Here is a 14,691-nt window from a genome sequence, read left to right as displayed (position 1 = left end):
TACCGGTACGTGATAGTTCAACCCTATTGCGACAAAAGTAAACGAAAACGCTCAAGTGTAAGTATAGATGCATAGACTGTTTGCTCTTTCCAATTACAAAGGATGTGTTAATCGTGAAAATGGTGAAGTATTACGTACTTGGTGCATTAGTGGCGTTAGCACTAACGCTGACCGTGCCAGTGATATTATTAAAAGTGGTATTTGGTTGGATTGCATTTTCCCTTATTGCCGTAAGCAGCGCCTATTTGCTCAACTATCCAAGCCTGTTTCGCAAACGTGAGGATGGCTCGATACCATTCTACATACGCTGGATTTTTGTACCTTTTTTACTGGGCTCTTGGCTTTACAATGAATACGCACGCAGAACGGATAAAGTCCCTCCCCTACAAAAAATTGAGCCGCACTTATTCCTTGCGTGCCGCATGTCGGGAAAACACGTTAGCCTTTTAAACGAAAACAACATTGATGCCATTCTTGACGTAACCGCTGAATTTGACGGACTGGATTGGACGGCATATCAAGAAGATTACCGCTATTTAAACGTACCGGTACTCGACCATACCAGCCCCACTCCTGAACAACTTGTTTTAGCGATAAATTGGTTGAATCAGCAAATTTCTGAAAAGAAAAATGTTGTTGTGCATTGTGCGCTTGGACGAGGTCGCTCTGTTCTGGTGGTTGCAGCCTATTTACTGGCCAAAAACCCTACGTTGAGTGTAGATGATGCATTACGTGAAATTAACCAGATACGCCAAACAGCAAGGCTCAACAAACGTCAATTAGCATCGCTGCAGCAGATCAGAGATGGTGGCCTACTTTCACTACAAAAGAATCTAACCCTTATCGTTAACCCAGTTGCTGGGGGCGGTAAATGGGAGCAATACCGAGATGACGTTCTTTCTCGATTAAATGAAAAATTCAAAGTGACCGTGAAAGAAACCACACCTGAAGTAGACGGTAAGGCACTAGCAGAAAAGGCAAAACAAGACGGCGCCCACATTATTGTCGCATGCGGCGGCGATGGAACGTTAACTGAAGTCGCCTCGGCTTTGGTCAACACCGACGTTACCATGGGGATTATCCCCTTTGGTACAGCAAACGCACTAAGCCAAGTGTTGCATGGCTACATTAGTAAAGTCATGCCTATTAGTACAGCATGCGACATCATTATAGAGGGCAACACCTTAGCCATAGATACCGCGACCTGTAACGACCACGTTATGCTTTTGGTGGCAGCAGTTGGCTTCGAGGAAAAAATGATTTCAGCCGCTGATCGCGAAGAAAAGAATGTAGGCGGCCAGTTTGCCTACCTAAAAGGGCTATGGAACGCGATTTCAAATAACGAAAACATGACGTTTAAAGTAGCAAAAGACAACCAGCCAGCTGAAACCTTAGAAACGCCGAGCTTTGTTATTGCAAACGCAGCCCCAATGACCACAGCACTTGCTCAGGGCGCCGAACCGCCTGACATCACCGATGGGAAGCTTGATTTGACCTGGCTATTACCTCAGCCTAGCTCTGATAAACAATTCGCATCGTTAGCAGAGCTAGTGCTAAGTCCAGCTGAAGCAAAGAAGCAATCTGAATCAATACGGCACGAACGCGCATCAAGCATAACGTTAACATTTGATAAGCCCACGGCGTATGCTGTCGACGGCGAGATCTACGAAGGCGAAAAGCTTGAGATAAAAACATGCCCTCGAAGCCTTAACGTTCTCACCAATTTTGAAGAAAAGGATTAAGCAGTACATGACTCAGAAAAGTAACTTTGAAGAAATCTATACCTTTCTTAATGAAAAGTTTGCTAACGAAACGGAATATCTACAGGCGGTACACGAAGTATTAGAAGATATTGTTCCTATTTACAATGCAAACAAAGACTACAAAGCGTTCGATATTATAAGACGCATTTGCATGCCTGAACGCATTATTTATTTTACCGTGTCGTGGATGAACAGTGATGGCAATATTGAAGTCAATCAAGGTTGGCGTGTACAGCACAATTCAGCCATGGGTCCTTACAAAGGTGGCTTGCGCTTTCATCCTACCGTCAACTTATCGGTGCTTAAGTTTCTAGCTTTCGAACAGTGTTTCAAGAATGCCCTGACCGGCTTACCCATGGGTGGAGGTAAAGGCGGGTCAGACTTTAACCCCAAAGGGCGTACTGATCGCGACATTATGTTGTTTTGCCAAGCCTTCATGCGTGAATTACAGCGACATATTGGCGCGAACACCGATGTACCTGCAGGTGACATAAACGTTGGCGCAAGAGAAATAGGATACCTTTATGGCGAGTATCGCAGACTAAACAATAAGTTCGAAGGCGTATTAACAGGTAAAGGCTTAGAATTTGGTGGTAGCTATGTACGTACTGAAGCTACAGGCTTTGGCTTAATTTACTTTTTAGAAGCGGTATGTCGACATCAAGGTACTCCAATTGAAGGCAAAACCATTGCAGTGTCTGGAGCCGGAAACGTAGCGTTGCATGCTGCACTTAAAGCGGTAGAGAAAGGCGGAAAAGTTATTTCGCTGTCTAATAGCCGAGGACTTTTACATAATGAGAATGGGTTAACTGATACCGCGCTTAAATGGGCAATTGACAACCATGCAAACCGCAACAATATTCTTGCTGACATGGCAGATGAAAACATGGGCAAGTGGATAGCTGATAGAAAGCCTTGGCATTTAAAATGCGACATAGCACTGCCTTGCGCTACGCAAAACGAACTACTTGAAGAAGATGCAAAATCACTGCTAGATAACGGCTGTCAAATGGTACTAGAAGGTGCGAATATGCCGTGCACAAATGAAGCGCAGGCTTTGTTTTTAGACGCCCAAATTGCATACGTACCAGGCAAAGCATCTAACGCTGGCGGCGTTGCGCTATCAGGCTTAGAAATGAGCCAGAACGCCATGTTCAATCAACGTAACGCAAGCGCACTCGATGAACAGCTCTATTCAATTATGGAAAGCATTCATCAGCGCTGTGTTGATGAGGGTAAATCTGAAGGCGATGCTGGAAGCAGCTACGTTGATTATATGAAAGGCGCCAATGTAGCAGCATTTCGTAGACTCGCTGACGCTATGGTCGCACAAGGCGTGTAGCGCATATCCCATCTCCCTCTTTCGGTAAATTCACGGACTTACTGCCGTGAATTTATCGGAAACTGACTTGTAAAATTTGCGTTGTCCCCTTCCCCAATTCAATGACTCTGTGTCACTTCATTTGAAATTTCTTTTAAAAATCAGCGCGTAACAGATATCTCACTAATGGAATAAAAATAGCATTACCACGGGTGTGATTCATTTTTTAGGTATTTATAAGGAACTACCCATGAAAATTTTTGAAGCTTTGCGTCAAGACCATGAAAAGCAACGTTTACTGCTTAAAATTCTAGCTGAAACAAGCGGAAACACTGCTGCGCGCCGTGAATATTATCAAGAGCTTAAGACACAGCTTGAAAGTCATGCCATCGCTGAAGAGCGCCATTTCTATTCTCATCTTCTGGAGAAAGATGCCACTGTAGATTTAACACGTCACGGCATTGCAGAGCATCACGAAATTGATGAGCTACTCGCAAAGCTCGATGATACGGATATGAGTTCACCAGCTTGGTTGCGTCATTTGAAAACACTTCAGGAAAAGGTGGAACATCACCTTGCCGACGAAGAACAGGAATTCTTCCAAGTTGCAGGCAATGTGCTTAATGACCGCCAAAAAACAAAACTTGCAGATGAATATCAAAAAGAGATGAAGCAAGAGTTAGACGACGAAAAGCTCACCGCCTAACATGGAATATGTCACGTTGCCGAAATCGTCCTATTCGACAAACGTCATCACGTAAAAAGCCAGCTATTAACGCTGGCTTTTGTTTTTGGTTGCTGTACTCACTACGACTATGCGATTTATTGCATAGCCGCCAATACAGCGTTTTTCACCACCTACTTTTTAGCGATGATGTAAACAGCGTGAATAACACCTGGGAAATAGCCAAGAATAGTTAAGAGGATATTAATCCAAAAGTGAGCACCGATACCCACTTGTAAAAATACGCCCAGCGGTGGAAGTAAAATCGATAAAAGTATACGAATGATGTCCATAATAAATTCCTTGTTTTTGAAGTAATTTCACAACTCAGTGGGCAAAATACTCACACTTTGGCGAAGAAATCAGGCCCGCAGAGCGTTTTACACGCTTCATTATTAGTTTTGCATTTACGATGCCATGTCGCCAAATACTGCGGCAAAGGCATGGTGATTACTGTAAAACAATAAATTTAATTTGAAGAAATAGCTATTCACCGAAAGGCGTATTTTGAAGCCAGTCTTCAAGGTCTGAACGGCTAAGTGGGCGACTAATGTAATAACCTTGAACGATATCACAGCCCCAGTCCTTTAAGATTTCAAGCGACGCTACGTCTTCAACACCCTCAGCCACAACCTTTAAATTAAACACATTCGCCAAACTCAGCACGGTATGAACAATTTGCTGGTCGTTTTCATCACTCGCCAGCGACAGAATAAAACTCTTATCAATTTTAATCGTTTTTACGGGCAAGTTCTTTAAATAGGCTAACGACGAATAGCCTGTACCAAAGTCGTCGATGGCGAAATGAAAGCCCCGCGCCGTTAGTTCATTCAGGTTCTCTATAGCAAGCGACGCATCTGCAACTAAATCGCTTTCTGTTATTTCAAGTTCCAGAGCCTCAGGTGACAAGCCTTCCTGGGTTAGAAGCGACACTAGCTTCCCTAGAAGTACCTTATTTTGAATATCCTGAGTAGATAAGTTCATCGCAACGGTGAACCCATACCCCATGCCTCTAAAATAGGCTAAGTCTGAAATGGTTTGCTTCATTACCCAAGTCGTAACTTGCTCAATTAAACCTGCTTGCTCAGCAATGGTAATAAACTCATCAGGTGGAACAAAGCCCAGAACACTATTATTCCAGCGAATAAGCGCTTCCATGCTGCATACTTTCATTGTCTGCAGATCTATTTTTGGCTGGTAAACCATAGACAGTTCGTTTTGCTGGCTAGCCAGTGCACGTTTTAGTTCAGTGGTAATTGATAGTCTACGATTGTATTTATCTTCTAATTCCGTTCTGTAGCGAACGCACCAGCTGTCGCTGTGTATCGCTTCATCAGTAACAATATTCATTTTTCTGAATAATTCTTCTGATGTTGTTGCATCTTGCGGGCACTGGATAACCGCCATTGCGACTTTTACTGGAATTGCAATCAGGTTACTTTCCACTGGTTGCTCTAATATGTGCTTGAGCGTTTCGAGCTGGTCATCATTAAGTGAATCTTGCGTAATATATAAAATCTCACCGCCAGCTAATCTTGCGGATGTACCAGGCCAACGCTGGAGCCTCTCGGCCAATGCTTTCAGTGTATTATCGCCGTTAGAGTAACCGTAGAGGTCGTTAATGGTTCGAAATCCGATTACGGTAATGGCAACAACCTGTAACTCTCTTTCTTCTTGAAGTTGTGACTCAAAGAAGCCTTCAACATAGTTCCGATTGAAAAGCCCGGTAAGCACGTCGTGTTCTGCTTGATAACGAATATGATTTTCACGGCTTTTAATACTTGCTTGCATGCTGTCGACTGCGTTGGCAAGTTCGGTAATCTCTTTGAGGTTCGACGGTGCGTCAAGGGTTGCGCCATAGCTTCCTGACGCGACCTTATTCACTGCTTTTACCAAGGTAGACACTGGTCGACTCACGTTTCTGGCAAGCAGCAGAGAAAGACCCAGAGCAATGAATATTGCGACTAAGCAAAACGCCAGAATCGTCAATTGAATACGTGTGAAAGCACTAAATGAAGACGTTGTATCTACAGCTAGAGTTATCTTAACCGGCAAATTGCCATCAGAGGCGATATTCACCTCACGGGCAAAGTAAGTAAGCTCGTCTTTAAAGGTTACATCTATCCACGAGGGGTCGTGTTCTGACGCGAGGATCCGTTGCGCATCATTTTCTTTTAAGGTAGTCGTAAGAACGTCATTGGTATCAGTTCTTGAGATAATAATTTCAGCGTCTACGAGCGCTTTTAGCTCTTCTAATAATCTGCTATCAAACTCAACGCCTATTAGCATGTAATATCTAAGGGTAGGTATTTCTACGCGAATTAGATTTAACTGTACTAATTTGTTATCGACTACGAAGAAACCGCTGTCTTTCCCTTTAGCAACCAATGCTAGGCTACTTTCCACATTTTGACCGACTTCGAATAGGTCTGTACGCGTTACAACTACTTGATGGTCTAGACTTACCAGAGCGATGATATCGGTGTTTAGTCGCTGCGCGTAACTGGTAAACGCCGCTTCAATAGAGGGTATATTCTCTGTGCCAACCGCACGCCTGAAATCAAATGAACGAGATAGTACTTTTGAAACGTTGCGTATGACAGCTTGACGATCCGCAACCACTTTATCGAATACTTTCTCTGCTAAAACAATATTGTGGTCAATGTTTTGAACAACGAGAGTATTGGCTGAGCGCCACACTGCTCCAATTATCAGAAGTGATGCTATCACAATCCCTATGAATAGGGTTTGGAACAAACTCTGACTAAGTGTTTTTTGCACTATAGTGCCTCGTAAAAATTGTTTTGTTTATGTCGCAGACAGTATGACTAAGTATTGAAAAGCATAGCCGAATAATAAAAATAGGAACAGACATAACATCCTGTAAATTTTAGATTTTAACGCTTTGTTACAATTAACAAGGCCAATTAAAAGTGAGCGTACAGGGTCACCTTAACAAGAATTTCACGGTGTAAAAACAGAAAAGGCCAGCATTGCGCTGGCCTTTACATTTATTTGGTGCGGAAAGCGGGACTTGAACCCGCACGAGCTATGCTCACCACCCCCTCAAGATGGCGTGTCTACCAATTCCACCACTTCCGCGAAAACTTTTTAGTTTGAACTTTCAGCGTCGTCAGACTTTGGTACGTCTGTCACATCGCTTTCAACAACAGGAACATCACTTTGAGCTGCATCTTCAATAACTGGTACGTCTTGATCAGCTGGTAGCTCTACTGGCTCTTCTACTGTCGCTGGAACTTCTAGGTTGTTCCACTCATCTTCTGCGCTTTCACGGTTTGCAGTCATTGCACCCAAAGAAAGGCTAATTAAGAAGAACAAGCCTGCTAATATAGCGGTCGTACGAGTCATGAAGTTACCTGAACCCGATGAACCGAAAACAGTGTTTGAACCGCCTGAGCCAAATGAAGCGCCCATATCTGCACCTTTACCTTGTTGGATCAATACAAATCCAATAAGTAATAGCGCTACAATTAGGTATGCTACTAATAGCACTTCGTAAATCATAAATACCTCGTCAGTTTGCCGCTTGGCAAATTGAAATAAAATCTTCAGCTTTTAAACTGGCTCCGCCAATTAGACCGCCATCTACATCTTTCTGTGCAAATAGGGTTTCAGCATTATCTGGCTTAACACTACCACCGTACAAAATACGAAGGCCTTGAGCCAATTGTGCGTCTACTTTATTAAAGTAGCCGCGAATAAATTCGTGTACTTCTTGTGCTTGCTCAGGGCTGGCTGTTTTACCAGTACCAATTGCCCAAATCGGCTCGTATGCAATAACAGTTTTGCTGAGTTCGTCTATCGACATGGCGCTAACTAGTGCATCTAGTTGCTCGCCAACAAACGATTCAACATCACCTGCTTCTCTCACTTCAAGTGGCTCACCTACACAAATGATGGGTACGACACCTGAAGAAACACATTGCTTTGCCTTTAATGCAACAAGTTCGCTTGACTCGCCTTGGTCTTCTCGTCTTTCTGAATGCCCAACAATTGCGTAACCGCAACCTGCTTCTTTAAGCATTTCAACTGACAACTCACCAGTGTGAGCGCCGTTATTAAGATGACTTACGTTTTGAGCACCAATGGCAAACGAATGGGTTTCAAATGCGTGTAAAAGAAGTGAAGGAGCGCAAATTACGATTTCCGAATCAGCTTTTACATTCGCCAGTTTTTGATTAAATTCAGCAACTAATGCCAAATTTCCGTTCATTTTCCAGTTGCCAGCCACGAATGGCTTTCTAAGATTTTTACTCACAACGCAGACCTTAGCCCTGTCTTCAAAGCGGGCGTGATATTAACTATTTAATTGAGAAGATACAAGCACAAAAAGCAAAATTTCCTGCTACGCCAACTAATTGGCGAGATTACGAACAGTTTCAGCAATATGCTCTGCCCATTTGTGAGATTGGCTTTCGTCATTCGACTCAACCATCACACGAATTAACGGCTCAGTACCACTTTTACGTAGAAGTACCCTGCCCGTTTTACCTAACGCAGACTCAGCCTCTTTCTTAGCATTTTGTACATTGCTGTGTGCTAAATAATCCACTTCTTGGTTAGCGTACCTCACGTTAACTAACGTTTGCGGGTACATTTCAAACCCACTTGCTAAGTCGTGTAAGTCCATGTGCGAACGAAGCATTGCTGCAAGCACTTGAAGCCCAGCTACAATACCGTCACCCGTAGAGCTCATATTAAGATTGAGAACATGACCAGAGTTTTCACCGCCAATAGACCAGCCTTTTTGCTGTAGCAGCTCCATCACATAACGGTCGCCAACATTACTTCTTGCGAAAGGAACACCAAGCTTTGACAACGCATTTTCAAGGCCTAAATTGCTCATCAACGTGCCAACGACACCACCCTGCATTTTGCCGTTCTTAAGCGCGTCGCGGGCAATGATGTAAACAATCTGGTCACCATCAAGCACATTACCAAGGTGGTCTACCATCATAATGCGATCACCATCGCCGTCTAGGGCAAAGCCAAGATCAGCACCGGTCTCCTTAACCTTTTCAACAATCGCATCCATTGAGGTTGCGCCCACACCGTCGTTAATGTTTAAACCATTGGGCGCTGTACCAAGTTCGATAACCGTAGCACCTAACTCTCTCAATACATTGGGGGCAATGTGATACGTTGCGCCATGTGCGCAGTCCACAACGATTTTAAGATCTGTCAGCGATAATTCTGAAGGGAATGTCCCCTTACAAAATTCAATATAACGACCCGCAGCGTCGTTTATACGCGTAGCCTTACCCAGCTTATCAGATGCCACACATGTCATTGGACGCTCAAGCATATCTTCAATCGCTAACTCGATATCATCATCAAGCTTAAAGCCTTGCGCTGAGAAAAACTTAATGCCGTTGTCATAAAACGGATTATGTGACGCACTAATCACTATCCCTGCTTCTGAGCGAAATGTTTTGGTGAGATAAGCAATGGCTGGCGTTGGCATGGGGCCTAGCAAGCCGATATTGATACCAGCAGCTGATAAACCCGCCTCTAAAGACGACTCTAGCATGTAGCCAGAAATACGCGTGTCTTTACCAATAAGTACTTTGTTCGTCCCTCGTCCGGCAAGGACCTTACCTGCTGCCCACCCGAGTTTTGTAACAAACTCTGGGTTGATATTGCTCTCGCCTACCTTTCCGCGGATACCGTCGGTGCCGAAATATTTGCGCTGCGTCATTATTATTCCTTATTTTACTGAATTCAGCATTTTCACGATATTGACAGCATCAGCTGTTTCTTTCACGTCGTGAACGCGAATTATCTGTGCGCCCATTTGGGCGACAATTGTAGCGAGGCTTATGCTTCCCGCCAAGCGCTCATCCACTTTTCTATTTAGCAAATTGCCAATCATCGACTTGCGAGACATGCCTACTAACACTGGGTAACCCAGCTTCATAAGCGATGGCAAGTGTTTCACCAACGTATAATTATGTTCCAGTGACTTTCCGAAACCGTAGCCAGGGTCGAACAAAATCTTGTCTTTAGCAATGCCCGCTTCTTCACACACTTTGGTACGCGCGAGTAGAAACTGACCCACATCATTCACTACATCATCATACTCAGGGCTTTGCTGCATGGTTCTGGGTTGCCCCTGCATATGCATTAAACAAACAGGTACTTGTGCTTCAGCTGCTACTTGCAATGCACCAGGCTCTTGTAAAGCGCGTACATCGTTGATTAGCCCCGCGCCGGCTTTCACCGCTTCCCGCATAACGTCGGCCTTGCTGGTATCAATAGAAATAACACATGAGGTATTTTTAGCTACGGCTTCAATAACGGGTATTGTGCGATCAAGCTCTTCCTGCAGCGATACGTCGGGCGCGCCTGGCCTTGTCGATTCACCACCTATATCAATAAAAGTTGCCCCTTCTTCAATCATGCGAAGCGCATGGTCAAGGGCTTGAGATACATTTGTGTGCTTGCCGCCGTCAGAAAATGAATCAGGCGTAACATTTAAAATGCCCATTACCTGAGGCTGTGACAGATCTATGAAGTACTTACCAAACTGCATGAATTACCTGCATTATCTTTGTTTTGAAATTACCGTATTTCTTAGTCAGAAAATATGTTGAGAAATGAAGCTATAAAGCAAACTGATTTTGACCCGCTGTGTTACCAATGAAACCTACTTAAAAATGCATGATCTTTGCCTTGTTGCTTGCTGAATTCTTTGGTTAGTTCTTCGCCGTGATTTTTTCATTGTTCTTTGCAAAGAACAGTGTAAAGCGTAACGAAATAAATAACTCAGCTAACACAGTGACATAAACTGTAAGTCAAATTCCCAGGTTAAAATCAATCAGCTCTAACAAAAAACGCCAGTTAAACTGGCGTTTTTCAATGGATGTAGAAGGTTAGCTTGGAATATCGCCCGGCTTACCTACCGACGGCTTGTCTACACCGTCATTTTTGATTTCACCTTCGCGAACCGGCGCACCACCACTTGGCTTGTCGCCACCCGATGGCTTGCTGTCATCCCAGTCAGCAGGAGGACGAACGTCAGTGCGGTTCATCAAATCATCAATTTGCTTAGCATCAATGGTTTCGTACTTCATCAGTGCGTCTTTCATTGAATGTAAAATATCGATGTTGTCTTCAAGGATCTTTTGAGCGCGCTCGTAGTTGCGGTCAATCAGTGACTTAATTTCCGCATCAATGGCACGTGCTGTGTCATCAGACATGTTTGTTGCCTTAGACATAGACTTGCCTAGGAACACTTCACCCTCGTCTTCAGCGTAAAGCATTGGGCCCATTTTGCTCGACAAGCCCCATTGGGTCACCATCTTACGTGCAATTTCAGTTGCGCGTTCGATGTCGTTAGATGCACCCGTGGTAACTTTGTCGTCACCATAAATAATGGCTTCAGCAATACGCCCACCAAACAAGCTAGAAATCATACTTTCTAAGTGCTGTTTAGAGTGGCTCACTCGGTCTTGCTCTGGTAAGTACATGGTCACACCCAGCGCGCGACCGCGCGGAATGATTGACACTTTGTATACCGGATCGTGTTCTGGCACTAAGCGACCTACGATAGCGTGACCCGCTTCGTGATACGCAGTCATTTCTTTTTCAGGCTCAGACATCACCATAGACTTACGCTCAGAGCCCATCATGATTTTGTCTTTCGCTTTCTCAAACTCTTCCATAGAAACAAGGCGCTTGTTGCCGCGAGCAGCGAACAATGCAGCTTCGTTTACTAGGTTAGCAAGGTCAGCACCTGAGAAGCCTGGTGTACCACGAGCAATAACTGACGGCTCTACGTTATCAGCCACTGGCACTTTGCGAATATGAACCTTAAGAATTTGTTCACGGCCGCGGATGTCAGGAAGACCAACCACTACTTGACGGTCAAAACGACCAGGACGAAGAAGCGCAGGGTCTAGTACGTCAGGACGGTTAGTTGCCGCAATAACGATAATACCTTCATGACCTTCAAAGCCGTCCATTTCAACAAGCATCTGGTTAAGGGTTTGCTCACGTTCGTCGTGACCACCACCTAGACCAGCACCACGTTGACGGCCTACCGCATCGATTTCATCGATGAAGATGATACAAGGCGCCGCTTTTTTCGCTTGCTCAAACATGTCACGTACACGAGATGCACCTACACCCACGAACATTTCAACGAAATCAGAACCAGAGATCGTAAAGAATGGTACTTTCGCTTCACCGGCAATGGCTTTTGCAAGCAACGTTTTACCTGTACCAGGAGGACCTACCATAAGTACGCCCTTCGGAATTTTACCACCAAGCTTTTGGAACTTAGACGGGTCGCGCAGGAAGTCTACCAATTCAGATACATCTTCTTTCGCTTCGTCACAGCCTGCTACGTCAGCAAATGTTGTCTTAATTTGGTCTTCACCAAGCAAGCGAGCTTTGCTTTTACCGAATGACATAGCGCCACGGCCGCCGCCACCCTGCATTTGACGCATGAAGAAAATCCATACACCAATAAGCAGTAACATGGGGAACCATGAAATGAAAATAGACGTCAGAAGAGACTGCTCTTCTGGTGGTTCACCGTACACTCTTACGTCGTTCTTAACCAAGTCAGATACTAACTTGTCATCGAAGTAAGGTACGAATGTTTGGAAAGTTTCGCCTGAACGCTTAGTACCTCGAATTTCGCCACTATTATTGATGCGAACTTCTCGAATATTTCCCTGTTCTGCTTCTCTCAAAAACGTTGTGTAGTCAGTTTGCGAACGAGACGATTCACTCGGTGAAAAGCTCTGGAAAACCGACATTAAAACAACGGCGATGACTAACCATAAGATTAAATTTTTTGCCATATCGCTCAATGCTACTAACCTCTATAAACCCGAATTGCTTGTATATTCAACAAGTTGTTTATTGAATAAACGACACAACTCGCAACGAAAACCGCTTATCTCAAAGCGTACTACACTTTATACCCACAAGCCACCAAATACACCTCTCGCGAACGTGATCTGGACGAGTCAGGCTTACGCGTCTTTATGGTTGTGAAAGATTGTTTAAGTGCGTTCATGAACTCAACAAACCCCTCACCTTGGAACACCTTTATGACAAACGAACCACCGGGCTTTAACACTTGGTGACACATATCAAGCGCTAGTTCGCAAAGATACATAGAGCGAGACTGGTCAACCGACGCGTTACCTGCAAGGTTCGGTGCCATATCAGACAACACAATATCTACGGTGTTCCCACCAATTCTGTTCAATAGTGCGTCGAGAACAGCGTCCTCTCTGAAATCACCTTGTAAAAAGTCTACGCCCACGATTGGGTCCATGGGCAAAATATCGCACGCGATAACTTGACCATTGTCGCCAACGAGCTGTGCGGCTAGCTGTGACCAGCCCCCCGGTGCAGCACCAAGGTCTACAAGTGTCATTCCTGGTTTAATAAGCTTATCTTTTTTCTGAATTTCTTCCAGTTTATAGATAGCTCGCGAGCGCCAACCTTCCTTATTTGCTTTTTGCACATAATGGTCGTTAACGTGTTCTTGTAGCCAGCGTTTACTGCTGGCGGAGTGTTTCTTTTTTGTCATTCCAATACAATGTCATTAGGATTGTAGAGAAGATGGCGTTAGAATACGTTATTTCAAGCATAAACTAACAGATTAATTGTAAGAAATATTACTTCATGAAACTTTCAAATAAACAGAAACAATTCCTAAAAGGCCTTGCACACCCTTTAAAACCTGTTGTGCAGCTAGGTGGGAACGGCCTGACAGAAGGTGTGGTTGCCGAAATTGACAACGCCCTTAGCCATCACGAATTAATTAAAGTTAAGGTGCCAACAGACGATCGCGAAGAAAAAGCGCTAATCATGGATGCCATTGTTCGTGAAACAAACTCAGTTAAGCTACAGGTAATCGGCCACACGCTAATTATCTACCGTCAAAGCGAAGACTGTAAAATTCAGTTGCCAAAATAGCTGAATATAAGGTGCCGATCCCCGTCGGCACCGTAGTTTTTCTTCTTACTTCCCGTTAACATCACGTTAATAATAGTGAAAAACTAGGGTTTAAGGGAAATCTATGACGCTAAATAATCTTACTGCCATTGTTACTGGCGGTTGCTCCGGACTTGGTCACGCCACTGCTATCGCACTTCGAGATGCAGGTGCTAACGTCAGCCTTTTCGACTTAAATGAAGAGCTTGGCGCACAGCGCGTAGAAGAATTAGGCAATAACAACACACTTTTCACCAAAGTCGATGTACGCGATGAAACTTCTGTTCAAGCGGCTATAGACGCGACAACCGAAAGGTTTGGCGCCATTTCTTTAGTGGTTAACTGTGCAGGCATCGCCCCAGCTAAGCGACTGCTTGACAAAGAAGGCAATCCGGCGCCGTTGGGTGACTTCCAGAAAACTATCGATATTAACTTAGTAGGAAGCTTTAATGTTTCTCGCTTAGTTGCAGCGACGATGGCAAAGCAATCGCCAATTAACGAGGAAGGCGAACGCGGTCTTATCGTAAACACTGCTTCAGTTGCTGGTTACGAAGGTCAAATAGGGCAAACCGCTTATGCCGCGAGTAAAGGTGGTATTATCGGCTTAACCCTTCCAATGGCTCGAGACTTAGCCCCGTTGGGTATTCGTGTTAACACCATTGCGCCGGGTGTAATGGGCACGCCAATGCTACTTGCTATGCCAGAAAAAGTGCAAGACACCCTTTCTGCTAACGTTCAGTTTCCTAAGCGCCTTGGGCTACCAGAAGAATTTGCTAAGTTAGTTATCCATATGGCGAACAATAGCTACCTAAATGGTGAGACAATCCGCTTAGACGGCGGGCTGCGCATGCCTCCAAAGTAGTGAATAAGCACATTAATAATTTAATCAAAAAAAACCGCCTTTC

At 44.3% G+C, this 14,691-nt stretch carries 13 protein-coding genes and 1 tRNA gene; 5 read left to right on the top strand and 9 right to left on the bottom strand.

Annotated elements, in window-relative coordinates; all coding sequences use genetic code 11:
* The first annotated feature begins 113 nt into the window (after positions 1–113).
* The 3 genes from ACFI6L_RS02030 to ACFI6L_RS02020 all read left to right on the top strand — a co-directional run bounded on the left by ACFI6L_RS02030 (position 114) and on the right by ACFI6L_RS02020 (position 3,790).
* Complete coding sequence (locus tag ACFI6L_RS02030; RefSeq protein ID WP_281716322.1) at positions 114–1,742, top strand: diacylglycerol kinase family protein; 1,629 nt, start codon at positions 114–116, stop codon at positions 1,740–1,742.
* A gap of 7 nt (positions 1,743–1,749) precedes the next feature.
* Positions 1,750–3,105 carry an NADP-specific glutamate dehydrogenase gene (gene gdhA / locus ACFI6L_RS02025; RefSeq protein ID WP_281716321.1) on the top strand — a complete coding sequence of 452 codons (1,356 nt, stop codon included), beginning with the start codon at positions 1,750–1,752 and terminating at the stop codon, positions 3,103–3,105.
* 229 nt (positions 3,106–3,334) lie between these two features.
* Positions 3,335–3,790, top strand: coding sequence for a hemerythrin domain-containing protein (locus tag ACFI6L_RS02020; RefSeq protein WP_014949372.1), 456 nt, complete (start codon positions 3,335–3,337; stop codon positions 3,788–3,790).
* A gap of 152 nt (positions 3,791–3,942) precedes the next feature.
* On the opposite strand, the gene ACFI6L_RS02015 is transcribed toward ACFI6L_RS02020, so the two are convergent.
* The 9 genes from ACFI6L_RS02015 to rlmE form a co-directional block, all read right to left on the bottom strand.
* Positions 3,943–4,101, bottom strand: a complete 159-nt coding sequence (locus tag ACFI6L_RS02015; RefSeq protein ID WP_014949371.1) for a YqaE/Pmp3 family membrane protein — start codon at positions 4,099–4,101, stop codon at positions 3,943–3,945.
* Positions 4,102–4,294: 193 nt separating this feature from the next.
* Positions 4,295–6,589 (bottom strand): putative bifunctional diguanylate cyclase/phosphodiesterase, encoded by a 2,295-nt coding sequence (locus ACFI6L_RS02010; RefSeq protein ID WP_039229424.1) that lies wholly within the window; start codon positions 6,587–6,589, stop codon positions 4,295–4,297.
* A gap of 235 nt (positions 6,590–6,824) precedes the next feature.
* Positions 6,825–6,910: transfer RNA gene (locus tag ACFI6L_RS02005), tRNA-Leu, on the bottom strand.
* 9 nt (positions 6,911–6,919) lie between these two features.
* Complete coding sequence (gene secG, locus ACFI6L_RS02000; protein ID WP_281716320.1) at positions 6,920–7,333, bottom strand: preprotein translocase subunit SecG; 414 nt, start codon at positions 7,331–7,333, stop codon at positions 6,920–6,922.
* 10 nt (positions 7,334–7,343) lie between these two features.
* A complete protein-coding gene (tpiA, locus tag ACFI6L_RS01995; protein ID WP_039232718.1) occupies positions 7,344–8,087 on the bottom strand; it encodes a triose-phosphate isomerase in 744 nt (247 codons plus the stop codon).
* 96 nt (positions 8,088–8,183) lie between these two features.
* A complete protein-coding gene (gene glmM / locus ACFI6L_RS01990) occupies positions 8,184–9,527 on the bottom strand; it encodes a phosphoglucosamine mutase (protein ID WP_014949367.1) in 1,344 nt (447 codons plus the stop codon).
* Between the two features lie 9 nt (positions 9,528–9,536).
* Positions 9,537–10,361: a dihydropteroate synthase gene (folP, locus tag ACFI6L_RS01985; protein ID WP_156086379.1), complete on the bottom strand. Its 825-nt coding sequence runs from the start codon at positions 10,359–10,361 to the stop codon at positions 9,537–9,539.
* A gap of 340 nt (positions 10,362–10,701) precedes the next feature.
* The gene (gene ftsH / locus ACFI6L_RS01980; RefSeq protein WP_014949365.1) at positions 10,702–12,648 is read right to left on the bottom strand and encodes an ATP-dependent zinc metalloprotease FtsH; all 1,947 of its coding nucleotides are present in this window, start codon (positions 12,646–12,648) and stop codon (positions 10,702–10,704) included.
* A 101-nt stretch (positions 12,649–12,749) separates the two neighbouring features.
* Entirely contained in the window at positions 12,750–13,379 is a 630-nt protein-coding gene (gene rlmE, locus ACFI6L_RS01975; RefSeq protein WP_014949364.1) for a 23S rRNA (uridine(2552)-2'-O)-methyltransferase RlmE, read from the bottom strand.
* 95 nt (positions 13,380–13,474) lie between these two features.
* Here rlmE and yhbY point away from each other — a divergent pair, with 95 nt between their 5' ends.
* Positions 13,475–13,768: a ribosome assembly RNA-binding protein YhbY gene (gene yhbY / locus ACFI6L_RS01970; RefSeq protein WP_014949363.1), complete on the top strand. Its 294-nt coding sequence runs from the start codon at positions 13,475–13,477 to the stop codon at positions 13,766–13,768.
* Positions 13,769–13,871: 103 nt separating this feature from the next.
* Positions 13,872–14,648 carry a 3-hydroxyacyl-CoA dehydrogenase gene (locus tag ACFI6L_RS01965; RefSeq protein WP_462573333.1) on the top strand — a complete coding sequence of 259 codons (777 nt, stop codon included), beginning with the start codon at positions 13,872–13,874 and terminating at the stop codon, positions 14,646–14,648.
* Positions 14,649–14,691: the final 43 nt, after the last annotated feature.

This window comes from Alteromonas sp. G4i35, assembly GCF_054960375.1.
Note: the sequence above shows the minus strand (reverse complement) of the source record. Positions and strands in the feature narration are given on the sequence as shown.

Bases quoted from the DNA above. Each gene is read 5' to 3' on its own strand.
- gdhA (WP_281716321.1), top strand. From the start codon at position 1,750: ATGACTCAGAAAAGTAACTTTGAAGAAATCTATACCTTTCTTAATGAA.
- ACFI6L_RS02020 (WP_014949372.1), top strand. From the start codon at position 3,335: ATGAAAATTTTTGAAGCTTTGCGTCAAGACCATGAAAAGCAACGTTTA.
- ACFI6L_RS02015 (WP_014949371.1), bottom strand. From the start codon at position 4,101: ATGGACATCATTCGTATACTTTTATCGATTTTACTTCCACCGCTGGGC.
- secG (WP_281716320.1), bottom strand. From the start codon at position 7,333: ATGATTTACGAAGTGCTATTAGTAGCATACCTAATTGTAGCGCTATTA.
- glmM (WP_014949367.1), bottom strand. From the start codon at position 9,527: ATGACGCAGCGCAAATATTTCGGCACCGACGGTATCCGCGGAAAGGTA.
- folP (WP_156086379.1), bottom strand. From the start codon at position 10,361: ATGCAGTTTGGTAAGTACTTCATAGATCTGTCACAGCCTCAGGTAATG.
- rlmE (WP_014949364.1), bottom strand. From the start codon at position 13,379: ATGACAAAAAAGAAACACTCCGCCAGCAGTAAACGCTGGCTACAAGAA.
- yhbY (WP_014949363.1), top strand. From the start codon at position 13,475: ATGAAACTTTCAAATAAACAGAAACAATTCCTAAAAGGCCTTGCACAC.
- ACFI6L_RS01965 (WP_462573333.1), top strand. From the start codon at position 13,872: ATGACGCTAAATAATCTTACTGCCATTGTTACTGGCGGTTGCTCCGGA.